Source organism: Streptomyces sp. NBC_01808 (genome assembly GCF_035917395.1).
Classification (GTDB): domain Bacteria; phylum Actinomycetota; class Actinomycetes; order Streptomycetales; family Streptomycetaceae; genus Streptomyces.
In genome coordinates, this window is the sequence record NZ_CP109072.1 from 3,053,643 (window position 1) to 3,075,901 (window position 22,259).

Sequence of the window (22,259 nt, forward strand, 5' to 3'; positions counted from 1 at the left end):
GGCGTGCCGGGCGGCAGGCGGCACCAGGGGGCGGCAGGCGGCGGCGGTGCACACGGCGCGGGCGGGCCGGCCGGTCCGTGGACCGGTGCGGCCCGCCCGCGCGCCGGGCTAGTCCACCTTCAGCTTCTGTCCCGGCCGGATCAGGTCCGGGTTCGCGCCGACGACCGGCTTGTTGTCCTCGTACAACTGCTGCCAGTTCTCCCCGCCGTGCCGCCGGGCGATGTCGTCGAGGGTGTCGCCCTCGCGGACCTCGTAGTAGAAGCCGCGGAAGACCGTGCGGGACTCCGGCTGCGTCTGCTCGGCGGCACCGCGGGCCTCGGTGCCCTGCGGGGCCTCCTGCGGCGCCTGTTCCTGCGCCTGCGGGGCCTGTTCCTGCGCCTGCGGGGCCGGCTGCGGCTGGGTTTCCGGTTGCTGCTGCGGGGCCTCCTGCGGCGCCGGTGGGATGATCTGCCCGGTGGCCGGACTGCCCGCGGCCAGGCCCGCGCGTGGGCCGCAGTTGGGCCACGCGCCCGGGCCCTGCATGGACAGCAGCCGCTCCGCGACGGCGATCTGCTGCTGCTTCGACGCCAGGTCGGCGCGCGTGGCGAAGCTCCGGCCGCCGGCGGCCTCCCAGCTCGGCTGGGAGAACTGGACGCCGCCGAAATAGCCGTTCCCGGTATTCGTCGCCCAATTTCCACTGGACTCGCAGGCGGCTACCCGTTCCCACGTATCGATGGGCGCCGCGGACGCGTGCTGGGCGCCGAGCACCGGCAGCCCGATCGCGGTTCCGGTGGCGCCCATGAGGACGGCCATGCGGGAGTGTGTGCCAAGGCGTGCCTGTGCGGCGGGGCGGCGGTGCTTACCCGTTCCGGCAGGAAGAAGCATGATGCTCTTTTCTCACCGACGCCTGCGAGGTGAGCTGTCGGGTGCGGGCTGTGAGTGCCCGGCCGTACGTCATGCGTGCGGCTTGACCCCAAGCCGTCCGGTCCGCCTTCTCGTTGGACCGAAGCGGCGCTTACCGTGGGTCCCCCGCTCCTGTCAGCGGTGCTTCATGCACAGGTGGCCCGGGTGAACGCCGACAGGATTCGGCGTGAGGCGATCACCGGGACTCGCGTTGGCGAGCAATGTGACGGTAAGCACATAGGCGTGTGCGATTCAAAGACCCCGGAAAATGCCACGCCCGGTTTTACGTCCGTCAGGTAGCCCGGTCAGCCGATTACGTCAAATATGACTAATCCGCGCCGACTTCACCCGCCGACTGTTCAGTTCCCGCTCAATTCGAGTTCCTGACCAGGCTTGATGGTGTCGGGGTCCTTACCGAGGGAGTTCTTGTTCCCGTCGTACAACTCGGACCATCCGCCCGACAGGGAATGCTCTCTGGCAATTTCCGAGAGGGTGTCACCCGGTCGGACGGTATAACTGCCGCCGTCCGCCGCGGCGTCGCGTCCCGAGGCGTCGCCCTTGCGGTCCTCGCCGCGCTTGTCCGCGTCGCCGGGGATCTCGGCGATCCACTCGCGGCCCGGTTCCGGCAGCTCGGTCTCATCGGGCGACTGGGAGGCGCCGGGGGTCTCGACGGCCTCGCGCGGGGCCTCGGGAGCGCCGGGCGAGGACGGGGCTTCGGAGGGGGTCGGGGTCGCGGAGGCGTCCGGGGCGCGGTGCCGGCCGGAGCCCTCGCCGGAGGTGGTGTCGTCGTCCGGGCCGGTCCGCTCGCCGGGGCCGCCGTCGCGCTCGCCCGGGTCCTGGCTGCCGCGATGCTTGCCGGCGCCCTCGCCGTCCTTGCCGTCGCGCTCGTCCTCGCGGTCCGTACGCCCGTCCTCGTCCTGGCCCCGGGAGTCGTCATCCGGGCTCGGGGCGAGGGTGGGCGGTTCCGTGGGCAGCAGCGGCAACTCGGCGCCGGGGTCGACCTCCGGCACCCCGTCGTCGCCGTCCAGCCCGGCGTCCTGGGCGCACTCCGGCCACGCCTTGTCGGCGCCCATGCCGGCGAGGATGCGCTCGGCGACCGTGATCTGCTGCGCGCGGCTGGCGTAGTCGGGCTGCGAGGCGAACTCCTCGCCGCCGTACTCCTGCCACATGTCCATCGTCAACTGCAGGCCGCCGTAGTACCCGTTGCCCTCGTCGGCGCTCCACAGCCCGCCGCTCTCGCACTCGGCGACCCGGTCCCACGTGCCGGCGTCGGCGGCGCTCGCGCCGCTCGCGCCCAGCAGCGGCAGGGCGAGACCCGCCCCGGTCGCACCGGCCGCGACGACGAACGCGGGGGCCTGGCGGGGACGTCGGTGGCGTCCGTTACCCGAGCGCATGCGAGTGCCTTTCGTTCCCTGTGTGTTCGAGCCAGTGGCCGAACTTAATACCGAATCACCCCCGATCACAAGTTGATCGCCTGATAGTCACGCGCAGATCACAGCGAACGCCCGAAGTGCACCGGCAGCGTCCGCAGGCCCCGCATGATGAGCCCACCGCGCCACCGCAATTCGGACGTCTCGCCCGCCAGCCGCAGGTCGGGAAGGCGGCGCAGCAGGGTACCCAGGGCGGTCTGCGCCTCCAGCCGGGCGAGGGGGGCGCCGAGGCAGTAGTGGATGCCGTGGCCGTAGCCCACGTGCTGATTGTCACGCCGGGACAGGTCCAGGGTGTCGGGGTCTGCGAAGCGCGCGGGGTCGCGGTCGGCGGCGGCCAGCACGACGAGCACGGGGTCGCCCACGGCGATGCGCTGCCCGCAGATCTCCAGCGGCTCGGTGGCGAACCGCCACGTCGCCAGCTCCACCGGGCCGTCGTAGCGCAGCAGTTCCTCCACCGCGGAGGGCAGCAGCGCGGGATCCGCGGCCAGCCGGGCGCGCTCGGCGGGGTGGGTGAGGAGGGCGTACGTGCCGTTTCCGATCAGGTTGACGGTGGTCTCGAAGCCGGCGAACAGCAGGATGAACGCCATGGCGGCGGCCTCGCTCTCCGTCAGCTTCTCGCCCTCGTCCGAGGCGCGGATGAGGCCGGAGATCAGGTCGTCGTCCGCCGCGTCGCCGCCGCCGAGCGCCGCGCGCTTGCGGTGGATCAGCTCGGCGAGGTAGGCGCGCATCTTCTTCACCGCGCGCGCGACGCCGCCGCGCGGGCCCTTGCCGTGGTGGATCATCACGGCGGCCCAGTCGCGGAAGTCGTCCTGGTCCTCGGCGGGGACGCCGAGGAGGTCGCAGATGGCGTAGATCGGCAGCGGGAAGGCGAACTCGTGGATGAGGTCGGCCTCGCCGCGGTCCGCGAAGCCGTCGATGAGGCGGTCGGTCAGCTCCTGTACGCGGGGCGCGAAGGCGGCGACGCGGCGGGGCGTGAACGCCTTGGAGACCAGCCTTCGCAGCCGGGTGTGGTCGGGCGGGTCGATGTTGAGCAGGTGGGTCATGAGACCGGCGCTGCGCTCGCCTGGGATGCCGGTCTTGTCGCTGTGGTGGTGCGCGGGGTTCTTGGACAGCCGCGGGTCGGCGAGGGCCTGGCGGGCGTCGGCGTAGCGGGTGACGAGCCAGGCGTCGACGCCGCTGGGCACGGTGGTGCGGTGGACGGGCGCGTGGGTGCGCAGCCAGGCGTACGCGGGGTAGGGGTCGGTGGCGAACTCCCAACTGAAGAGCGCGGGCTCGGGCCCGTCGCCCGCGGGCGGACCGGCCACGTCAGCTCGCGCCGGCGGACCCGGCGGAGGCGGACGGGCCGTCGGTCCTGGAGCCCGCCTGCTCCGCCGTGAGAATCGCCTCGCGGTAGGTGCGCGCCGCGGCCCGCAGCGCCGTCTCCGGCTCCACGCCCTGTGCCTCGGCCCGCAGCGCCAGCGCGAGCAGTTCGGCGCCGAACCCGTCCACGGGATCGCCCGCCGGCGCGGCCGCGCCGCGGCCCTCCCGTACGGCAGCGGCGGCCTCGTCCCTGCGAACGCCGTTCCCTGCGGCCGCCGGAGCCCCGTTCCCGTGCCCGGCCCGTCCCCCGCCGGGCACCTGCACCGCCAGGCCCGCCGTGCGGGCGCGGCCCGCCAGCTTCGCCACCAGCGACAGCGCCGGCTGCGCCAGCGGCACGCCCTCCGTGACCGACGTACGCCGCTTCTCTATGGCCTTCTCGCGCAGCCAGTGCGCCTTCACGTCCGCCGGGGTCTCGGCCACCGCGTCGCCGAAGACGTGCGGATGGCGGCGGACCAGCTTCTCCACGAGGGTGCCCGCCACGTCGTCGATGGAGAAGGGCTCCTCGGGGTCCTCCTCCGCGATCCTGGCGTGGAAGACGACCTGGAGCAGCACGTCCCCCAGCTCCTCGCGGACGGCCTGCAAGTCCCCGGACTCGATCTCCTCGACCAGCTCGTAGACCTCTTCCAGGCTGTGCGCCGCCAGGCCCGCGCTGGTCTGTCCGCTGCTCCAGGGACACTCGCGCCGGATCCGGTCCATCACCTCGACCACGTCGACCAGCCGGGCACCCGGCACGTCGTACGAACCGGGCAGCAGCTCCAGCGACGGCATCTCCACCCGCCCCGTGCCCGCCAGCCGGGCCAGGCCGTCCGTCAGCGCGGGCTCGCCGTCCGCCGCGGCGACCACGACGACGGTGGCGCCCTCGGCGCAGGCGTCGACCAGCTCGCGGGCGTCGGGCACGGCGGTCTCCACCTCGACGCCCGCCTCCCGCAGATACGGCACCTGCGGATGCGCGGCGTCGGCGCACAGCACGCGGTCGGCGCCGCGCAGCGCCTCCCACGCGGGCCAGGACAGCAGCCCGGGGGCGATGCGGTGGGTGGTGGTCAGCAGGACGATTCGGCCGGTCACGTCCCCGACCGTAGCCGACGCCGCCGACAGCCCGGCACCGGCGGCCGTGGAACGACGGGGCCGGACAGGGCCTGCGCCCCGCGCCGCCCGCTCACTGCTGGGGGACGGCGCCGTCCTCGGCGGTGGCGCTGACCTGCTTGATCCACGGGGTGTCGGCCTGCGCCAGCCGCACCTGCTCGTTGTCCCACTTGCCGAAGCGCGGGCTGACGTCGATGCCCAGGTCCTTCGACGCCTCGACCAGGACCCCGCCGAGCCGCGCCTGGCCCTCCTGCGTCTGCGGGTCGATGCCCAGCTTCTCCACCAGCCCCTGCACCATGAGCTGCTGCTTGTAGTGCGTGTCCAGGCCCTCCGGCGGGATGCTGTACTGCTGGAGGTACAGCGCCTCAAGCTGCTTCTCACCGCCCGCCATCTCCGCCTCCTCCCGGTGCGTGCGCTGCACCTCGCCGCGGGGGACGGTCACGCCGTGGCTCTCCGCGGCCTGCTCGATGACCCGGCCCTGGAGCATCGTGTTCAGCGTGTCCACGCTGAGGTCGCCGCTCTTGTCGATCATCTCGTCGGCCTGGGGGCTGTCGTTCTGCGCGGCGCGCACGTCGGCGACCCGGTTCTGCAACTGCGAGACCGTGATGCGCTCGTCGTCGCCGAGCAAGGCCGCGGCTCCCGCGCGCGGTTCGCCGCTGCACGAGCTGAGCAGCGGCACGGCCGCGATGAACGCGGCGGCGGTTACGGCGAGCGCTGTCCTGCGCATGGCGGCCTCCTGGGCGGCTTTCCTGCGGCGGCGTGCCACTTCGTGATACGGATCACGATCTTATGCAAGGGGTGGCCGGCGCCACCACTGCCAAGGCATGACTTGTCTGTTCGGCCGTTCTGTTCGGCCGTCATTCATGTTCCGTACACCGCGGCACAAGAAGGTTCGGCAGTGACCGTATCCGACGTGGCGAGGCGGCCGGCAGCCGCCTCCACTTCTCTGCCGAATCACACCGACACAGCGCCCGCCCGGCCCTCCGGACACCGCTACGACGTGGACGTCATCCGGCTCCTGTGCGCCTGCGGCGTCATCCTGGGGCACACCGGCTCGGAGTTCATCGACGCCGTGGGCCGCCAGGAGGCGAACGGCGCCGCCGCGTACTGGGCGGGCATGACCGCCGACGCCGTCAGCCGGTTCGCCGTCCCCATGTACTTCGCGATCGCCGGCTGGGCCGTCCTCGTCGGCGCGCCCCCGCGCGACGGGCGGCGGCTCGCGCAGCGCATGGTGCGCATCGTCGTCCCCATGGCCGTGTGGACGGTCCTCTATCTGCTGTGGGGCAAGCTGCAGGAGACAAATGAGGACCCCCTGCGGGACCTGGCCGTGGACGCCGCGTTCGGGACCGTGCGCCCCGCCTACCACCTCTGGTACCTGTACGCGTACGTCCCCGTCGTCCTCCTCCTCGGCTTCGTCGTCCTGCTGCGCGCAGGACGCCGCCCCTGGTGGCTCGGCGCGGTGCTCCTCGGCTTCGCCCTCGGCCCCGGCCTGCTGGCCGACGCGGGCCGGATAGCGGACTCGGGCACGCCGTCGTTCGGCTGGGGCTTCGGCGTCTACTCGCTGGTGTACGCGGCCGGGGGCGCCCTGCTGTTCTCACTGCGCCCGCGGAGCGGACCCGGCATCCGCGCGCTGTGGCTGGGCGCGGCGACGGCGGCGATGCTGGGCGTGCTGCTTTACCAGACGCAGGTGAAGTATGTGATCCCCAACGCCCATGTGCTGGTCGCGGTCTTCACCGGCGCGGTGCTGCTGACGCTGACCCGGGTGCGGGTGCCGGAGCGGTGGCGCTCCCCGCTGAAGCGCGTCGCGGGAGCCGCGTTCGGCGCGTACCTCGTGCACCTCATGGTGATCAGGACGCTGGCGGAGCCGCTCGTGTCGGCGGATCTGGGCGGCACGGAGGCGGTGCTGCTCACGGCCGGGATATGGGCGGGGAGCGTGGTGCTGTCCTTCGGCGCGGCGCTGCTGTGGCAGCGGCTGGGCCTGCGGCGGCTGCTGGGGTAGCGGGCCGCGGGCCGGGTGTCCGTACGCGCGCTCCGGCGCCCGTACGGCCCCTCTTCACACCGCCTGCGCGGCTACGGCTTCGTCAGCGCCCTGCGCACCTTCCCCAGCGCCCTGCGGGCGTTGGGGACCCGGCCGAGGTTGCCGCCCGGCAGCCGCAGCGCCGTCAGCCGCTTGCGCTTGAAGTACGGCCGGGTGGACGCGTCCAGGTACACCGCCAGCCACTCCTGCGCACCCGGGCGCAGCCGCGCGTGGTTGTCGGCCTGCATGCAGTACCCCACCGCCGTGAGCAGCCCGGCGAGTTGGGTGGCATCCCGCGCCGGGCGGTCCGGGCCGCCCAGCTCCGGCACGACGGAGTCCACGATGGTGACGGGGATCCGGTTGCTGTTCTGGTACGGGGTCAGCCGTTCCAGCAGCGTGTCCGTGCCGACGCGGGCGACGGGGATGCCGTACAGGGTGGCCGCGGTGAGCATCGCCGTGGAGAAGCAGCCGACGACGAGCCCCGGGCGCAGCGTGCCGTACAGCGCCTCGGCGAGCATCGGCTCCTCCTGCACCGTCAGCGTGACGCCCGCGTCCGCGGCGGCCTTCTGCAGCACCGTGGAGTAGCGCGCGGGGGCGGTGGGGTGGGGCTTGAAGAGGACGGCGCGGTGGCCGGCCGCGGCGGCACCGCGCAGCATGCGCTCGTGCAGCGCCTCCTCCTCGGCCTGGCTGAGGATGTTGAGCGCGGCGAGGTACTGGCCGAGGAGTACGGCGGTGGGCGCACCGTCGCCGTCGCCCGCTCCGTCGCTCTCGCCGTGCTCTCCCGCGGGCGTGGCGGCGGTCACCTCGTCGAGCACCGCGCGGAACGCCTCGTTCGGCACCACCTCCGCCGGCACCCCGTACTCGGTGAGCAGCAGCGGTTCGAGCCCCGGCACCAGGTCCAGGTGCAGCAGCCGCTGCACCCGGCAGGCCACGTGCTGCGGCAGCTTCTCGCGGGTCGGGCCGTAGCTCATCAGCCCGTCCGCGTACACGTGCACGTCGGCGTCGGCGAAGATCGCGACGAGCGCCTTGGCGGGCGGCGCGGTCACCGACTCGACCACCAGGTCCAGCGGCCCGTCGCCGAGGTTCCAGGCGCGCCGCAGCAGCCGCTGGAGCAGCGGCACGTCGCCGCCCTTGGGGTGCCAGGCGGCGGGGTGGTGCGGGCGGATCTCGTGGTTGTAGTCCAGCACCTCGTCGAAGCGGGCGGAAACCGGAGTCCATCCGTGCATTTCGGACAGTTGGACGGCGGTCTCGGGTACGGCCGCGTTGTTGGCGACGAGCAGGATGCGGCGGGCGCCGGCGCGCGGCCCGAACTGCCCGGCGTCCAGCGCGGCGGCGAGCGTCGCCGCCCCGTACAGCGTGGAGACCTCGAAGATCTGGGTGCGGTGCTCGTGCACGTTTCAGGCGACCCTTTCCGGCTTTCCCGTACTGTCCTGCGTGCCCTGCCTGCCCGGCTTCCCGGGCTTCCCCCGCCCCGACGCGCGCAGTTGCCGCAGCATGCGGGCGCGCTGCTCGTCCATGCCGCGCAGGGTCTCCTCCAGCACGTCCTGCGGCATCCGCCGCAGCGCCTCGGCGGAGGCGCGCTCCAGGCGTCTGGCGAGACCCGGCTCCAGGCGTTCCGAATTGCCGCGGTGGAAGGCGATGAGGGCGCAGTACGTCCGTACGGCCTTGGGCAGGAAGCGGTCGGCGTCCGGGTCGGCGAGGACGGCGTCGAGCATCGCGTCGTGCGCGGGGATGAAGTCGAGCTGGCGGTCGTCGCTGATCTGCGTGAGGGAGGTCTTGACGCCGCGCCGGTAGAAGACCCCGAGCAGCCCGGTGACGGCGAAGGTCTCGGCGGTCAGGTGGAGCATCCACGTCCACAGCCGGTCCTCGGCGGTGCGCAGCTCGGCGGCGAAGCGCCCGGCGCCGTCCTTGAACAGACGGCGGTGGTATATGCCGGCCCAGACGAAGGGATAGTCGACCATCGTTTCGAGATTGGCCTGACCGATGCCGTCGCGGGCCGCGAGTATCGTGTCGCGGCGCCGCGCGGGCGCGCGCCGCACGACCCGGTCGCGCCCGTTGGACTGCACGTGGTCGACGCGCACGAAGTCGGTGCCGTACCGGTCCATGGCGGCGATGAGGTCGTCCAGATACCCCGGCGCGTACCAGTCGTCGCCGTCGAGGAACGTCAGATAGTCGCCTCTGGCGGCGTCGATACCGCTGTTACGGGCCCGGGCGATGCCCTGGTTGGTCTCGTGCCGGATCACCCGCGCACCGGGCAGCGTCCGCGCGGCGCGGTCGACGATCTGCGGAGTGGCATCCGTCGAGCAGTCGTCGACGAGGATGAACTCCCGGTCGGAGCGGGCGTTGCGGGCCAGGCTGCGCAGGGTGTCCTGGGCGAAGTCCTGCACGTTGTGAAAGGGCACGATGACCGACAGTTTGGGCACTTCGCAAGGCTAAGCGTGCGGTCGTTGAAGCGGTTGCCGCCGAGGAGTCCAGCGGGTGAATTCTCGGTGCCCGGCGGGCGAACGTGTGCCGTTTCTCCGGCTTCGTAGGGGGGCGCCGCCCGGCCCCGCACCGCGCGGGGCGATAGGGGGAGCCTGTCACCCGGCGAGGAGTCCGGCGACCGCGCGGCGGATGTCCTCGTCCTCGGTAAGGCGCGCCAGCCGCCGTTGTGGTGGAGGCGGCGGTCGGGAACTCCCACATGCCGGGTGTCACGTCCCGCACTGCTGCCGCAGCGTCTCCTTGTCCGCCGTCGTCACCGGCAGCTCGTACTTCCGCGCGACCTGCGCGAACCGTACGCCGTACGCGCAGCGGATCCCCTCGGCCGGCGGCAGCCACGACTCCGGCCCTGAATCCCCCTTCGAGGAGTTGGTGTCGCCGTCGACCGCGAGGAGGTTCAGCGGGTCGTTCGCCAACTGCTTCCGCTTGTCCTCCGGCCACGTCCCGGCGCCCATCTGCCACGCGTACGACAGCGGCACCACGTGGTCTATCTGCACGTCCATCGAGGTGGACGGGCCGCGTTCGAAGGTTATGTCCTTACCGGCGTACGGGTCCGCCAGCTCCATCGTCTCCACCAGGCAGTCGTCGCCGCTCTCCATCCGGACGTCCCGGCCGTCGCGGCGGAGCAGGTCGTTGCGGGTATCGCAGCCGTTGCCCGCCAGCGGTACGCCGGTCGCGGTGTCCATCCAGGCGTAGCCGAACTCGTCGCGGTCGTAACCGGAACCGGAGCCGCGGCTCTCGGTGGCCAGGCGGTCGATGATGCCCAGGGCCGCCTCGCGGTCGGCGGCGGAGGTGAGGGGGGCGAGGCCGGGGGCGGTGCCGTCGGGGTTGTCGAGGGGGGAGGTTCCGCTGCCGGGAGCGCCGGGGGCGCCGGGACTGCCGGGGCTCGCGGGGGCGTTGTCGGCGGGTGGCTTGTCCACCCGGTCCTCCGCGGTGTCGCAGCCCGCGGTCAGGGTCACGGCCGAGGCGGCGGCGAGGAGCGGCGGCAGCAGGCGGCGTATTCGTATCACGGCACTCGCACTTCACGTCGGAGCCGGGACCCCGGCCGGGCCCCGGCTCCGCATGCTAACGGCCGCCTGCGGACGGCCGCTTACGGATAGACCTCCGCCCGGTCGACGGAGACGAACGCCGCGCCCGAGTTCGGGTTCTTCTCACCGGTCACCCGGATCCGTACCGTGTGCTCGCCGCGCGGCAGCACCGGGCTCACCCACTGCAACTGCTCGCCGACGCGCGGGCTGCCGTGGTAGTCGACGCGCTGCTCCGGGCCGCCGTCGACGGAGATCGCGGCGATGCCGTTGCCGGTGTCCTTGACCGACAGCAGCGCCAGCCGCGTACCGGTGAAGCGGAACGTCGCCGTCGCGCCGGGCTCCGCGCTCCAGTGGTCGTTGCCCCGGAAGCACTGCACGGCGCAGCCGCTGCCGGAGTTCCAGTTGCCGGTGTAGGTCACCTGCGGGTCGGTGTCGTTGATCGTCGTCGTGCCGGGGCCCGGGTCGCCGGCCGGCAGGTCGATGGTCGCGCCCGCGGCGACGGGGGTGCCGAGGTCGGGGCGGCCGTCGGCGGTCCAGCCGATCTTCTGCACCCGGGTGGTGCGCCAACTGTAGGTGTAGGTCGTCGTGTTCTTCGCGTGGTAGGCGGATCCAGTCCTGGCTGCCGTCCGGCGACTTGAAGAAGAAGTGGTGCCCGGGGCCGTAGACGCCCGCACCGTCGTTGCGCGAGAACATCGGACCCGGCTCCTGCCGCCAGGCGGCGGGGTCGAGCGGGTTGGCGCCGGGGGCGAGGGACTTGGCCCAGATCGCGTAGTCGGGCTTGCCGGTGTCGCAGGCGGAGTACGTGAGGTAGAGGCGGCCGGCCGAGTTGTGGAGCGGTGTGGGGCCCTCGCGCACCTCGGGGCAGTTGCCGTCCGCGGGGAGGAAGACGCGGCCGCCGGAGAGGGTCCAGGGGTTGGACATCGGGGCGACGAAGAGCTGGTTGCCGACGCCGTCGTCGCGCTGGCCGCTCCAGGCGAAGTACAGCTTGCCGTTGTGCCGGAAGGGCTCGCCGTCGATGGCCCAGCGGTCGTTGCCGGAGTCGGCGACCTTGGCCTTGAAGTGGTACGGGCCGAGCGGGTCGTTGCCCTGGGACTCCAGCACGTACATGCGGTGGGCGGCGTCGTTGCCGTCGCTGGCGGTGTAGTAGAGGTACCAGCGGCCGCCGTCCCTGAGGAGTCCGGGGGCCCAGATCTGCTTGTTGCGGGAAGGGTCGCTGTCGCGCCAGACCTCGTGCGGGGAGGCGGTGAGGAGGGTCGCGACGGAGCGGGACTTCCACATGCGGATGGCGTCGCCCTGGGTGGTGGCGACGTAGTAGTTGCCCTGGTGGGTGACGAGGGTGGGGTCGGCGCCGGTGTTGACGGGGTTGCGGAACTGGCCGGCGGCGGCGGTGGGTTTGGTCGCCGGGGCGGCGGCAGCCGGGTCGGCCGCGGTGCGTTCAGCGGTGGCCGCGGCGCTGTCGGTCGCCGGGGCCCCGTCGGCGGCTGCCGGGCCGAGGCCGGCCACCACGGCGACCGCGAGCAGCGTCGCGGCCAGGGCCGGCCAGCGCCGGCGGCGGAGTCTGCGTACGGCTTGGGTCACGGTGCGTACCTTCCGTGCGATGCCTGTGGGGGTGGTGCGCGGGAGGGTGTCACGAGGTTTGTAGCGGAGATTTCAACGTTGTACAACCCGTCGCGGCGTCCGCGTCCGCGACGTACCCAGATGCCATAGCAGCGCCACACCCGTGACCCCTGAGGCCACAGGACCCAGCCCCGCGGGGCTCAGCCCGAACCACTCCTGCGCCAGCCCGCCAAGACCGCCGCCCAGCGCCATCCCCGCGTACAGCGCCGAGGAGTTGAGCCCGAGCAGGACCGGCGCGGCGGCCGGGCCGAGCGCGACGAGCCGGTGCTGCTGCGGTACGACGACGAAGCCCACGGCCACGCCCCAGACCGCCGCCCAGAGGAGCGCGGGTATGAGCGCGCGGGTGGCGAGGGGGGTCAGCGCGAGCGCGAGGACCGCGAGCGCGAGCGGCCCGGTGAGGACGCGGGCGGGGTCGCGGCGGTCGACGAGCCGCCCGGCGGCGGTGTTCCCGGCCAGCACGCCGACCCCCCAGGCCAGCAGGACCAGCGTGAGCAGCGGTTCGTCGCCGTCGGTCGCGTCGCGGAGGGCGGGGGCGACGTAGGTGTAGAGCGTGTACGTACCGAGGAAGGCCAGCGTCGTCACGGCCAGCAGCGCCGGCACCCGCCCGCCCCGCGCGAGCGGCCGCAGCCGGTCGGCGAGCGTGGCGGGCGGCAGCCGTACGGCGGGCAGCCCGACGGCGACGCCGACCGCCGCCACCAGCCCGGTCCCCGCGACCGCCCAGAGCGTGACGCGCCAGTCCGCGCTGCCGATCAGCGTGCCGAGCGGCAGCCCGAGCGCGGTCGCCAGCGTCAGCCCGCCGAGCACGAACGCCAGCGCCCGGCCGCGGCGTTCGGGCGGCACGATCGCGGCGGCGGTGCTGGAGGCGGCGGAGTTGATGACACCGGCGCCCACGGCGGTGACGACGCGGGCGGCCATGGCGGTCCCGTAGCCGGGGGCCAGGGCGGTGGCGGCGTTGCCGGCGACGAAGACGCCGAGCGCGATCAGCAGCGTCGTACGCCGGTCGAGCCCCCCGGTGAGCGCCCCGACGACCGGCGCGGACACGGCCATCGTCAGCGCGAAGACCGTCACGAGCTGGCCGGCCGCGGGGGTGGAGACCCCGAGGTCGGCGGCGAGGGCGGGGAGGAGTCCGGCGATGACGTAGCTGTCGGTGCCGACGGCGAACGTCGCGAGGGCGAGGGGCAGGAGCTTTCTGGTCACGGGACGGCACCGTAGCCAATACATGGATGCTTGTCCATGTATCAATGTGTGGGTAGGCTGCGGGCAGACACCGGAGGGAGTACGGAAGACGATGCGCGAGGTGTCCCAGCCCGCGGCCGAGGCGATCCGCATGGTGGACGTGCTGCGCGCGCTCGCCGACCCGGTGCGGCTGGAGGTCGTGCTACGGCTCGCCGCGACGGGCGAGGAGAGCTGCAACGCCATCGGCGGCGACCTCGACGTCCACCAGACGACGATGTCCCACCACTACCGCGTGCTGCGGGAGGCGGGCGTGACCTGGACGACGGTCCAGGGCCGGACGCGACTGGTGCGGCTGCGGCGGGACGACCTGGACGCGCTGTTCCCGGGCCTGCTGGACTCGGTGCTGAACGGCGCGGCGGCGGACGTCACCCGCCGCTGAGCAGGGCCTCCCCCAGGTCCGTACGCCGGTGCAGCACGCAGTGCCCGCGCCGCTCGGACCGTACGAGCCCGGCCTCGCGCAGGACGGCGGCGTGCCGGCTGGCGCTGGCGGGCGCGACGTACAGGGCGTCGGCGATGCGGCCGGTGGACATCGGCCGGTCGAGGACTTCCAGCACGCGGGCGCGCGTGAGACCGATGAGCCTTACCAGCGAGTCACCACCGTCCGCCGGGGCAACCGCCCCCTCGGCGGCAGGCAGCCACCCGGGCGCGGGGGTGAGCGGATAGACGAGCACGGGCGGCAGTTCGGGATCGGCGAGCGCGACGGGCCTGCGGGTGCAGAAGAACGACGGGATCAGCGTCAACGGCCGCCCGTCGAGGGCGAACCCCCTGCTCACCGGGTACACACACTCCAGCCGGTCCCCGCGCCAGGTCACCTCCGGCGCGAAACTGGCCAGCAGCCCCTCCGCCCCCTCCCGCAGCGCGGCCTCCGCCCGTACGGGCCGATCGGCGGCGGCAGCGGACCGGATCGCCTCCCGGTACGGCGCCACGGCCACCGCGTAGTACCGCCGCACCGCGTCCCCGAGCCGCCGCAGGGCACCGGCGTCCCCGTCGGCCAACCGCCGCGCCCCGCGCGACGACCCACCCAAGGCGCAGAGCAGCCCGATCTCCTTGCGCAACCGGGCCTTCGGGGTCCGTAGCACCTGCTCCAGCTCGGCATCGAGCGTCCGGCCACCCCCGGCGCTGGGCGTCAGGAAGTCCGGAAAGTACGCGGCCTCAGGACACAGCCGCTGTAACGCCCCGAGGGTCTCCCCCAGCCCGGCGGCAACCAGCTCGCCCCGCACCCGCCGCCGCCACGGATCCAGCGCGAGCGCGGCGTGCGCGGTCTGCAACGCCTGCAAGCTGAGGACGACTTCCCACATGGGACTGACGTCCCCGGCCGACCGCAGCCGGTTGAGACCGGCAGAAGTGAACTCAATGTGCAGCATGATTCCCCCGTGGATGAGACGTGCGACGCGCGGCCAAAGTTGCACGGCAACTTCGCCGTTCACACCGCCCCGTACGCCACGGGGGTCACGCGGAAGGGGGTCAGAGCCCCCGGGCGAAGGCGACGAAGTCGGCCCAGGCGTCGGGGGTGAAGGCGAGCTGAGGGCCGGCCTTGTCCTTGGAGTCACGGACGTGGACGACGGAGGGACAGGCGGCAACCTCGACGCAGTCGTCGCCGGAGCCGCTGCTGTGGCTGGACTTGCGCCAGGAGACGGCGACCTCGATGCAGTTGTCGCCCGACCCACTGCTGTAACTGCTCTTGAACCAACCCACGTCAGCGGTGTTCATAGGTCTCCTCGAATCTGCTGCAGCAGGCTCAGGGAGTCCTCCGGCGTGAGAGCCTGCGCGCTCATCCTGGCATACCGCCGTTGGAACACGCTGACCACTTTCGGATCGCTGATCAACTGGCCGCTCTCCTGCCCTTCGCTGTAGGCATACGTACAGTTGTCATCGGTCTCCAGCAGCACGATAGGACCGTGCAACCCACAGTGAGCCACGAGCGGCATGACCTGGATCTGAACATTCCGCAGCTCGGCGATCTCCATGACGTGGTCGATCTGCTCGCGTGCAACTTCGACGGCGCCCATACGGCGCAGAAACAGATGCTTGTCGAGGATGAAGCTGAACGCCGTGTTCGGCCGCTCCCGCAGCAGCCGCTGCCGCGCCGCTCGCGCCTCCCACTGAGCCTCAATCTGCTCGTCATCAAGTGGCGGCAACTCGTACTCGAACAACGTTCGCGCGTACGCCTTCGTCTGCAACAGCCCCGGGATCATTCGACACTCGTACGTACTGAGACTGATCGCCTCCGTCTCCAACTGCGCCCACGCCCGAAACCACCGTGCCAGGCCCGGCTTGCGCACCACATGGGGCACGGACCTCCGCAGTACACCCGTGTCCCCGAGGACGGGCTCTGCCCGTTCTACGAAGTCAGGCGGTGGCATACGGCGGCCGCCTTCGACCGACGCCACCGTGTGCTTCGAGTACCGCACGTGCTCACCGAGCTGCTCCCGGCTCAACCCCGCGTGTTCACGCAGTGCTTGGACCACCGCGCCGAAGGTCCTCATGCTGTCCGACGGCTCCGGCTCACTCCCCAGCCCACTCGTCCCGCTCACATCCCCGGCCATCAGCGGCCACCTCCCACTCACCCGGCCCGCCTTGAACACCGTGCACGCGAATACTTACGTACAGTGACGATCACCGTCTATCCCCGCCCCTTCATACAGTTGGACACGTACGCGGGCGGGCCGCCCTCCGATCGCGCGCGCCGACGCCACACCCATGACACTCCGAGCAGAGAAATCGGGCCGTAACTCGCGGTAACACCCCCCAATCCGCACCGAATCAGGCCCCCAGCGCCGACTTTCGCCCCTCCAGGCGCACCCACCCGCCCGCAGGCCGCCACCCCCTCGCCCAGACCACCCGGAATGCGCGCCACCGCCAAAAACCCTGCGCAATAGCAGCGCAAAACCCGGCCAAAACACCCGCACAGCCCGACTTTCGCCCAACCACCGCCGCCCCCAACCCACACCCAGCCCGAAGCCCCAGCGGGAAGGACGGAACCGGGACCACCGACAAGCGGGCGGGGGCCCGACACCGTAAGCCACCGGCATAGGGGGCGGCGTAGCCAGCAACGCAGGAACCGTGTCGGCCACCCGCAAACGGGCCGCGTGAACCACTGGCGCCGGGGCACGCATGAGCCACCGACGCCGAGACCGTCCGCGCACCGAGCGGGCCCGCCTCCGGTGGCCGGCCCCCCGTCACCGGACGACCGATCCGTACGCGGCTTCAAGGGACGCCGCTCCCTCCGGGCCACCCATAGCCGCCGGTCTGTCACGGGCCGGAGTCCGCAGTCCAGGGTGGGGCGAAGCCCCATCGCGAAGCGACGTTCCCGCAGCGAAGCGGAGGGAACGCCCTTGACGGCGCACGCAGGCCCGCACACTCAAGAGACGGGTGGCCCGGTGGGAACCCCAACGACACCGCCCACCCCGACCCGGACCCCCCGCACACCGACCCACCCCACGCACCCCGCCGCCCCGACGCCGTACCCCCGTACCCGCCACACACAGAGACGACGTACCAGCTCAGCGCCCCGCTGCCCCCGCGTTGTCAGACCAGGCGCCTACCCTTGGGCGGGTGTGAGGGCATGAGTGGGCCGATCACGAATGGGCGAATCGCGAGTTGGGTCAAGTGGGCCAAGTGGGCCGAGCGGATCACCACGTCCCGAGCCGCCCCGTGCCTCCCCGACCGAACCCGCCCGCGCACCGAACGCACCCACACACCCACCCACCGGACGCGTCCGTGCGTCCGACCGACCTCACCCACGGAGCAACCGCATCCACCCGTCCGGAGAACTGAAATTGGTCGGGCATGGGAGGTGGTGAGGCGGGCATGCTTGCATTCGCCGTCGCGGTTGCGCCACGGGTGATTCGCTTGGCGAGTGGTGGGCAGAGCCGCGGCACACTTCCTCATGGTTACGGGTAGTTACCGGTACTTTCCATCCCGCCGCTTTGTACCGTCCGGCGCGTACATGCGTTTGACCTGGCTAACTGCCGCTGCTCCGGGCAGATTCGGGGGCATGACCGCACTCTCCACGTCGCTCCCGCTACCCCCGCCCGTCACCGTACGTGTGTTCAGCCAGCGTTTCAGCTCCACCCCGCTCGGGGCGCGGCTGGCGCGGCATCTCACGATCGTGCAGCTCCACTCCTGGGGTGTCCCGCAGACCGCCACCGTCTGCGACGCCGCCGCCATCGTCGCCGAGTTGGCGGCGAACGCCGTGACCCACGGCCGCGTAGCCGGGCGGGACTTCGAGCTGCGGCTCTCGCTCCTCGGGCAGGCCGTCCGCATCGAGGTCTCCGACGCCCGGGGGCAGCGGCGGCCGCCGGGGCCGGAGCAGGTGGGCGCGATGCCCGTACCGGAGGGGGAATCCGGGCGCGGGCTGCTGCTCGTCGACGAACTGGCCGACCGGTGGGCGGTGCTGGACCGGGTGCCGGTCGGCAAGACGGTCCGCGCCGAGCTGGACCTACGCGGGGACGCGGCGGCGGCGCTCCCCCGGCGGGACGCGGTGGCGGCCCGTCCACCGCCCGAGGCGGTGGCGGCGCTTCCACGGCCGGACGCGGCAGCGGCACCTCCACGGCCGGACGCCGCAGCCGCGCCTCCCCAACCGACCCGCCTCGGGTGACGCCCGCGCGCCCCCTCCCCTCAACCGCTGTGTGTCGCCCTGCGGATGAGCCGCCAGCGGTGCAGGAAGAACCGTACGAACAGCACCTCCGCCACCACCGCGTACGTCGCGACCGCCGCCGCGGCCGCGACCGCCGCGGTGGTCCGGCCGTCCTCCCCCACCCTGTCCACGAGGTAGTAGCCGCCCAGCACCTCGCCCAGGACGCCCGTGCTGAGGATGAACAGGGAGGTGGCGACGTACGGGTATCCCATGTGGGTGTTGGAGGAGATGAGCCGGGACTCCCACCCCACGTGGTCGTCGGCGCCCAGCAGCGCGTTGATCCGTCTCTCGATCTGGGCCACTCCCCGCCCGGCGCGCTGCGACCGGTGGTACTCGCCCAGCCAGATCAGCAGGCTCGCCTTCGCCGCCGCCGGTACGAAGACGAGGCTGACCGGGATGAGCACGGCCCGGGACACCGACGAGGTCAGGAGGGCCGCGAGGACCACCGCCAGCGAGGTGAAGGCGAAGTTCATGATCTGGATGCGGTTGGTGATCGCCTGGAGGCTCTCCTGGCGCAGCGAGTTGTACTCGGCGAGGAGCGCGTTCATCGCGGCGGGATCGGCGCGGTGGGCCGCACCGCGGTCGCCGCCGTCTCCGCCGTCCCCGACCTCGACACCGCCTCCGCCTCCGCCTCCGCCTCCGCCTCCGCCGTCTGCCGGGGATAAGGACTCGGCGCGCGGGCCGGGGAGGGGCGGCGGGGGGTTCTCACCGGCGGGGACCTGAGGCATCTGACAGCTTCTCCAGCAACTGATTCGAAGGATCCCGTACCGACGCCGCCAGGGAGAACTCCAGCGTCTCGAAGCCGAGTCCGGCGGCGCGGCGGAGATGGGCCGGCCGGTCCTCGACGACGAGCGTACGGGCGGGGTCGGTGCGGTCGGCGGCGAGTTCCAGCAGTCCGGGGCGCGTTCCCTTGCTGACGCCTTCGGTGCACGAGAGGAAGACGAGCGCCGGGTCCACGAAGCGGAGCAGGTCGAGTGCCGCGGCCTGCTTGGCGTACCAGAACGTGGTGTTGTTCGAGACGATGCCGATGCGCCGGCCGGAGGCCGCGGCGGCGGCCAGTATGCGGTCGGCTTCCGGGTGCGGGAGGAGGAGTTCCTCTTCGAGCGACCGGACGAACTCCCGGGTCAGCGGGATCCGCAGGGCGGCGGACAGCTCGGCCCAGTAGCTCTCCTCGGCGGTGGCGGACAGGCTGTAACGCGCCCACAGCTCGGTCCCCTCGGCCCGTACGCGCTCGCGGTCGAGCCCTCGGCGGTCGGCGAGTCCGGTGCCCGGGGTGAGGAGGAGGGTCTCCCAGGGATCGCAGAAGAGCACGTTGCCGAGGTCGAAGAGCACGGTGGCGGCGGGGGGTGGCGGGGGCAAGGGGTTCCTCTCGCGCCGGGGGCGGCGGGCAGCGGGCGGTGGGGCGCGGGGCTCGGGCCGGCGTGGCCAGAAGCTAGCAGGAGTGGGTCACGGCGTCGGCCGGTTCCGCGAAGTCCGGGACCGTCGGCCTCAGCCCGTCGCCGCCGCCCGGTACGGGCGGAAGAAGGCGCGTAACTCCTCCGCGTAGAACTCAGGCTCCTCGAACGGCGCGAAGTGCCCGCCGCGCGCCGGCTCGGTCACCCGCACGACGTTCGCGGTGCGCTCAAGCCAGGCCCGCGGCGGGCGGGCGATGTCGCCGGGGAAGAGCGAGAAGCCGGAAGGCACCTCGACGCGGCGCGCGAGCTGCGCGGGCTTGATCGCGCCGTTCGCGCGGTACATGCGCATCGACGAGCCGATCGTGTTCGTCAGCCAGTAGAGCGTGACGTTGGTGAGGATCTCGTCCTTGGTGTACGAGCGCTCGACGTCGCCGTCGCAGTCGCTCCACGCCCGGAGCTTCTCGACGATCCACGCGGCGAGCCCGGCCGGCGAGTCGGCGAGCCCGAAGGCGGCGGTCTGGGGCTTCGTGCGGTGCATGGCGCCGTACGCGCCCTCGCTCGCGGCCCAGGCGGCGACGGACTCGAACCAGGCGCGCTCTTCGGGGGCGAGGTCCGCCGGGTCGCCGGGCGGGACGGGCACGCCCGCGTCCGTACGGTGAACGGCGACGACCCGGTCGGGGTGGTCGAGCGCGAGGTAGCGGCTGACGTGGCTGCCGATGTCGCCGCCCGCCGCCCCGAAGCGCGCGTAGCCGAGGACGTCCATGAGCTGGGCCCAGAGGCCGGCGACGGCGATGGAGTCAAGGGGCGGGCCTGCGGGGCGGTCGGAGTAGCCGTAGCCGGGCATGTCGGGGACGACGACGTCGAAGGCGTCGGCGGGGTCGGCGCCGTGCGCACCGGGATCGGTCAGGAGGGGGATGACCTTCGTGTAGCGCCAGAAGGAGTCGGGCCAGCCGTGACTGAGGACGAGCGGCAGGACGGGGGCGGCAACCCCTGCGGGTGGCGGGGCGGCCCGTACGTGTACGAAGTGGATCCCGAGGCCGCCGAGCCGGACGCGGAAGCGGGGCAGCCGGGCGAGCGCCGCCTCCTGCGCCGGCCAGTCGAAACCGTCCGCCCAGTAGCCGACGAGTTCACGGAGATAGCCGAGGTCGGTGCCCATCGACCAGCCGGCGTCCTCGGGCGCGTCCGGCCAGCGGGTCGCGCGCAGCCTCGCACGGAGGTCGTCCAGCGCCGCGGGCTCCGTGTGCGGGGTGAACGGCTCGGGGCGGGACGGGGCATCCGGCATGCGACGCACCTTACCGCCGGGGTCGGGGCGGCTTCGGTTCATCCGCTACGGGCACGGGGGCTTTGCCGGAACGGCAAGGTTTCTCGCGGGATGGGGCGGGGGTGCGGAGACTGGCGACGTACCGGAGGCTCACGCCGAGCGCCGACCGCCGACCGCCGACCGCCGACCGCCGAGACGGACCACCGAGCGCCGACCGCCGAAAGGCAGGACACCCCATGGCCACCGCCGCATCCCGCCGCAGGGACACCCCGCCGCCCCGTACCGGAGCCACGGAGGCCGAGACGCTGCGCGGCTTCCTCGACTACCTGCGGACGTCGATCGCCGCGAAGGTCGAGTCCGCCCCGGAACCGCAGGTGCGCACGGCGGGAGTCCCGTCGGGTACGAACCTGCTGGGCCTGCTGCACCACCTCACGTACGTCGAACGCGCGACGTTCCTGGGCGAACGGGTCACCGACTGGCCGTCGACGTTCGAGGCCCCGGCGGCGTCGACCGTGGCGGAGATCGTCGCGGACTACCGCGAGGCGGTAACGGGCGCGAACCGGGTGCTCGACGACTGCACGGACCTGGGCGCACAGGTACCGCGGCGGGGCGGGAAGGCGCCGAGCGTACGGTGGGCGCTGACGCACATGATCGAGGAAACGGGCCGCCACGCGGGCCACGCGGACATCCTCCGCGAACAAATCGACGGCGCGACGGGCCGCTGACGGGACGGCGACCCCCTTCCGTCACCGCAGGTGGTGGCGGACCCAGATGTGGGGTCCGACGACGGGACGACTATCTGGCCGGCTGCGCGAACGTCGTCACGCAGGCGCGCACCGCCGCCGGCTGTCTGGACTTCGCGCTCTCCCCCGACCCCGTCGAGGCGGACCGGATCAACGTCTACGAGCGGTGGGAGACCGACGAGGACGTCCTCCGCTTCCGCGGCACGGGCCCGGACGCCGACCAGTCCGTCCGCATCCTCGACGCCGACGTCCACAAGTACCGCATCTCCGGCATCGAGGCCCCGTAGCGCCACAGGCGCACCGAACGCCGAGTCACCGCGATTCACACACACGTACGCAGGGTGATAATCCGACACGGAGTGTCATCATGTATGGGAGTATGGGTCAATGGGTATGGTGAGCCATATGAAGACCACCGTCGACATCTCCGACGCGCTGCTGACCGAGGCGCGCCGGACGGCCCGACGCAAGGGAACCACTCTCAAAGCCCTCATCGAGCAGGGCCTGCGCGCCGTCCTGGAGGAAGAGGCCGACCGCGCCGCCTTCACTCTGCGGGATGCCAGCGTGACCGGCGACGGGCTGCAGCGGGACGTGCGCGGGGCGAGCTGGGACGAGATCCGTGACCTCGCCTACGGGGACCGGGCGTGATCGCACTCGACACCAACGTGCTCGTCTACGCCCACCGCGCGGACAGCCCGTTCCACGACGCGGCCGCGGCCGCCGTACGGGGGCTCGCCGAGGGATCGGTCCCGTGGGCGCTGCCGTGGCCGTGTCTGCACGAGTTCTTCTCCGTCGCCACCCACCCGCGCATCTACCAGCCGCCGAGCACCACCGGCCAGGCGCTGACCCAGATCGACGCCTGGCTGCAGTCCCCCACCGCCGTCCTCCTCGCCGAGGGCACGGGGTACTGGCCGGTGCTCCGCGAGGCGCTGGAGCAGGGCAAGGTCGCCGGGCCCATGGTGCACGACGGGCGGGTCGCCGCACTGTGCCGCATGCACGGCGTACGGGAACTGTGGTCCGCCGACCGGGACTTCAGCCGGTTTCCCGGAGTCCGGGTGCGCAATCCCCTGCAAGGGTGACGCCCGCAGCGGC

21 protein-coding genes, 2 pseudogenes and 1 riboswitch are annotated in these 22,259 nt (G+C 72.6%); of the genes and pseudogenes, 7 read left to right on the forward strand and 16 right to left on the reverse strand.

Features of this window, described 5'->3' with window-relative positions:
• Positions 1-108: 108 nt before the first annotated feature.
• From OG946_RS12995 to OG946_RS13015, 5 genes are all read right to left on the reverse strand, one after another.
• Entirely contained in the window at positions 109-792 is a 684-nt protein-coding gene (locus OG946_RS12995) for a transglycosylase family protein (RefSeq protein ID WP_326796269.1), read from the reverse strand.
• 76 nt (positions 793-868) lie between these two features.
• A riboswitch (cyclic di-AMP (ydaO/yuaA leader) is annotated at positions 869-1,033 on the reverse strand.
• A gap of 208 nt (positions 1,034-1,241) precedes the next feature.
• Positions 1,242-2,276: a transglycosylase family protein gene (locus OG946_RS13000; protein ID WP_326796270.1), complete on the reverse strand. Its 1,035-nt coding sequence runs from the start codon at positions 2,274-2,276 to the stop codon at positions 1,242-1,244.
• 98 nt (positions 2,277-2,374) lie between these two features.
• Complete coding sequence (locus OG946_RS13005; protein ID WP_326796271.1) at positions 2,375-3,616, reverse strand: cytochrome P450 family protein; 1,242 nt, start codon at positions 3,614-3,616, stop codon at positions 2,375-2,377.
• A 1-nt stretch (position 3,617) separates the two neighbouring features.
• Positions 3,618-4,736: a MazG family protein gene (locus OG946_RS13010; protein WP_326796272.1), complete on the reverse strand. Its 1,119-nt coding sequence runs from the start codon at positions 4,734-4,736 to the stop codon at positions 3,618-3,620.
• Positions 4,737-4,827: 91 nt separating this feature from the next.
• Positions 4,828-5,481, reverse strand: a complete 654-nt coding sequence (locus tag OG946_RS13015; RefSeq protein ID WP_326796273.1) for a SurA N-terminal domain-containing protein — start codon at positions 5,479-5,481, stop codon at positions 4,828-4,830.
• A 171-nt stretch (positions 5,482-5,652) separates the two neighbouring features.
• Here OG946_RS13015 and OG946_RS13020 point away from each other — a divergent pair, with 171 nt between their 5' ends.
• Entirely contained in the window at positions 5,653-6,753 is a 1,101-nt protein-coding gene (locus OG946_RS13020; RefSeq protein ID WP_326796274.1) for an acyltransferase, read from the forward strand.
• Between the two features lie 71 nt (positions 6,754-6,824).
• Here the strand turns inward: OG946_RS13020 and OG946_RS13025 are convergent, their stop codons facing one another.
• The 5 genes and pseudogenes from OG946_RS13025 to OG946_RS13045 form a co-directional block, all read right to left on the reverse strand.
• Positions 6,825-8,165 carry a polysialyltransferase family glycosyltransferase gene (locus tag OG946_RS13025; RefSeq protein WP_326796275.1) on the reverse strand — a complete coding sequence of 447 codons (1,341 nt, stop codon included), beginning with the start codon at positions 8,163-8,165 and terminating at the stop codon, positions 6,825-6,827.
• A 3-nt stretch (positions 8,166-8,168) separates the two neighbouring features.
• Positions 8,169-9,194, reverse strand: a complete 1,026-nt coding sequence (locus OG946_RS13030) for a glycosyltransferase family 2 protein (RefSeq protein WP_326796276.1) — start codon at positions 9,192-9,194, stop codon at positions 8,169-8,171.
• A 267-nt stretch (positions 9,195-9,461) separates the two neighbouring features.
• Positions 9,462-10,259 carry an HNH endonuclease family protein gene (locus tag OG946_RS13035; RefSeq protein WP_326796277.1) on the reverse strand — a complete coding sequence of 266 codons (798 nt, stop codon included), beginning with the start codon at positions 10,257-10,259 and terminating at the stop codon, positions 9,462-9,464.
• 80 nt (positions 10,260-10,339) lie between these two features.
• Positions 10,340-11,855, reverse strand: a pseudogene (locus tag OG946_RS13040) (family 43 glycosylhydrolase).
• Positions 11,856-11,927: 72 nt separating this feature from the next.
• Positions 11,928-13,091: an MFS transporter gene (locus OG946_RS13045; protein WP_326796278.1), complete on the reverse strand. Its 1,164-nt coding sequence runs from the start codon at positions 13,089-13,091 to the stop codon at positions 11,928-11,930.
• 91 nt (positions 13,092-13,182) lie between these two features.
• On the opposite strand from OG946_RS13045, the gene OG946_RS13050 reads away from it, so the two are divergent.
• Positions 13,183-13,509 carry an ArsR/SmtB family transcription factor gene (locus tag OG946_RS13050; RefSeq protein ID WP_326796279.1) on the forward strand — a complete coding sequence of 109 codons (327 nt, stop codon included), beginning with the start codon at positions 13,183-13,185 and terminating at the stop codon, positions 13,507-13,509.
• Here the strand turns inward: OG946_RS13050 and OG946_RS13055 are convergent.
• The 3 genes from OG946_RS13055 to OG946_RS13065 all read right to left on the reverse strand — a co-directional run bounded on the left by OG946_RS13055 (position 13,496) and on the right by OG946_RS13065 (position 15,676).
• Positions 13,496-14,494: a helix-turn-helix domain-containing protein gene (locus OG946_RS13055; protein ID WP_326796280.1), complete on the reverse strand. Its 999-nt coding sequence runs from the start codon at positions 14,492-14,494 to the stop codon at positions 13,496-13,498. The two genes, OG946_RS13050 and OG946_RS13055, sit on opposite strands and share 14 nt — an antisense overlap.
• A gap of 100 nt (positions 14,495-14,594) precedes the next feature.
• The gene (locus OG946_RS13060; RefSeq protein ID WP_326796281.1) at positions 14,595-14,840 is read right to left on the reverse strand and encodes a DUF397 domain-containing protein; all 246 of its coding nucleotides are present in this window, start codon (positions 14,838-14,840) and stop codon (positions 14,595-14,597) included.
• Entirely contained in the window at positions 14,837-15,676 is an 840-nt protein-coding gene (locus OG946_RS13065) for a helix-turn-helix domain-containing protein (protein ID WP_326796282.1), read from the reverse strand. Before OG946_RS13065 ends, OG946_RS13060 begins: the two co-directional genes overlap by 4 nt.
• 1,451 nt (positions 15,677-17,127) lie before the next feature.
• On the opposite strand from OG946_RS13065, the pseudogene OG946_RS13070 reads away from it, so the two are divergent.
• A pseudogene (locus OG946_RS13070) lies at positions 17,128-17,574 on the forward strand (ATP-binding protein); the annotation flags it as partial.
• Positions 17,575-17,750: 176 nt separating this feature from the next.
• On the opposite strand, the gene OG946_RS13075 reads toward OG946_RS13070, so the two are convergent.
• The 3 genes from OG946_RS13075 to OG946_RS13085 all read right to left on the reverse strand — a co-directional run bounded on the left by OG946_RS13075 (position 17,751) and on the right by OG946_RS13085 (position 20,445).
• Positions 17,751-18,317, reverse strand: coding sequence for a hypothetical protein (locus OG946_RS13075; protein WP_326796283.1), 567 nt, complete (start codon positions 18,315-18,317; stop codon positions 17,751-17,753).
• A gap of 157 nt (positions 18,318-18,474) precedes the next feature.
• The gene (locus tag OG946_RS13080) at positions 18,475-19,128 is read right to left on the reverse strand and encodes an HAD family hydrolase (protein WP_326796284.1); all 654 of its coding nucleotides are present in this window, start codon (positions 19,126-19,128) and stop codon (positions 18,475-18,477) included.
• A 129-nt stretch (positions 19,129-19,257) separates the two neighbouring features.
• Positions 19,258-20,445 (reverse strand): epoxide hydrolase family protein, encoded by a 1,188-nt coding sequence (locus OG946_RS13085; protein WP_326796285.1) that lies wholly within the window; start codon positions 20,443-20,445, stop codon positions 19,258-19,260.
• A 215-nt stretch (positions 20,446-20,660) separates the two neighbouring features.
• On the opposite strand from OG946_RS13085, the gene OG946_RS13090 reads away from it, so the two are divergent.
• The 4 genes from OG946_RS13090 (at position 20,661) to OG946_RS13105 (ending at position 22,246) form a co-directional block, all read left to right on the forward strand.
• Positions 20,661-21,149 (forward strand): DinB family protein, encoded by a 489-nt coding sequence (locus OG946_RS13090; RefSeq protein ID WP_326796286.1) that lies wholly within the window; start codon positions 20,661-20,663, stop codon positions 21,147-21,149.
• Positions 21,056-21,454: a putative quinol monooxygenase gene (locus tag OG946_RS13095; RefSeq protein ID WP_326796287.1), complete on the forward strand. Its 399-nt coding sequence runs from the start codon at positions 21,056-21,058 to the stop codon at positions 21,452-21,454. The genes OG946_RS13090 and OG946_RS13095 overlap by 94 nt, the downstream gene beginning before the upstream one ends.
• Before the next feature lie 118 nt (positions 21,455-21,572).
• Positions 21,573-21,815, forward strand: coding sequence for a type II toxin-antitoxin system VapB family antitoxin (locus tag OG946_RS13100; protein WP_240662138.1), 243 nt, complete (start codon positions 21,573-21,575; stop codon positions 21,813-21,815).
• The gene (locus OG946_RS13105) at positions 21,812-22,246 is read left to right on the forward strand and encodes a TA system VapC family ribonuclease toxin (RefSeq protein ID WP_326796288.1); all 435 of its coding nucleotides are present in this window, start codon (positions 21,812-21,814) and stop codon (positions 22,244-22,246) included. The genes OG946_RS13100 and OG946_RS13105 overlap by 4 nt, the downstream gene beginning before the upstream one ends.
• Positions 22,247-22,259 lie beyond the last annotated feature (13 nt).

Excerpts from the sequence above, each read along its gene's own strand:
- OG946_RS12995 (WP_326796269.1), bottom strand. The coding sequence starts at position 792 with ATGGCCGTCCTCATGGGCGCCACCGGAACCGCGATCGGGCTGCCGGTG.
- OG946_RS13000 (WP_326796270.1), bottom strand. The coding sequence starts at position 2,276 with ATGCGCTCGGGTAACGGACGCCACCGACGTCCCCGCCAGGCCCCCGCG.
- OG946_RS13015 (WP_326796273.1), bottom strand. The coding sequence starts at position 5,481 with ATGCGCAGGACAGCGCTCGCCGTAACCGCCGCCGCGTTCATCGCGGCC.
- OG946_RS13050 (WP_326796279.1), top strand. The coding sequence starts at position 13,183 with ATGCGCGAGGTGTCCCAGCCCGCGGCCGAGGCGATCCGCATGGTGGAC.
- OG946_RS13055 (WP_326796280.1), bottom strand. The coding sequence starts at position 14,494 with ATGCTGCACATTGAGTTCACTTCTGCCGGTCTCAACCGGCTGCGGTCG.
- OG946_RS13060 (WP_326796281.1), bottom strand. The coding sequence starts at position 14,840 with ATGAACACCGCTGACGTGGGTTGGTTCAAGAGCAGTTACAGCAGTGGG.
- OG946_RS13065 (WP_326796282.1), bottom strand. The coding sequence starts at position 15,676 with ATGGCCGGGGATGTGAGCGGGACGAGTGGGCTGGGGAGTGAGCCGGAG.
- OG946_RS13075 (WP_326796283.1), bottom strand. The coding sequence starts at position 18,317 with ATGAACGCGCTCCTCGCCGAGTACAACTCGCTGCGCCAGGAGAGCCTC.
- OG946_RS13085 (WP_326796285.1), bottom strand. The coding sequence starts at position 20,445 with ATGCCGGATGCCCCGTCCCGCCCCGAGCCGTTCACCCCGCACACGGAG.
- OG946_RS13090 (WP_326796286.1), top strand. The coding sequence starts at position 20,661 with ATGGCCACCGCCGCATCCCGCCGCAGGGACACCCCGCCGCCCCGTACC.
- OG946_RS13100 (WP_240662138.1), top strand. The coding sequence starts at position 21,573 with ATGAAGACCACCGTCGACATCTCCGACGCGCTGCTGACCGAGGCGCGC.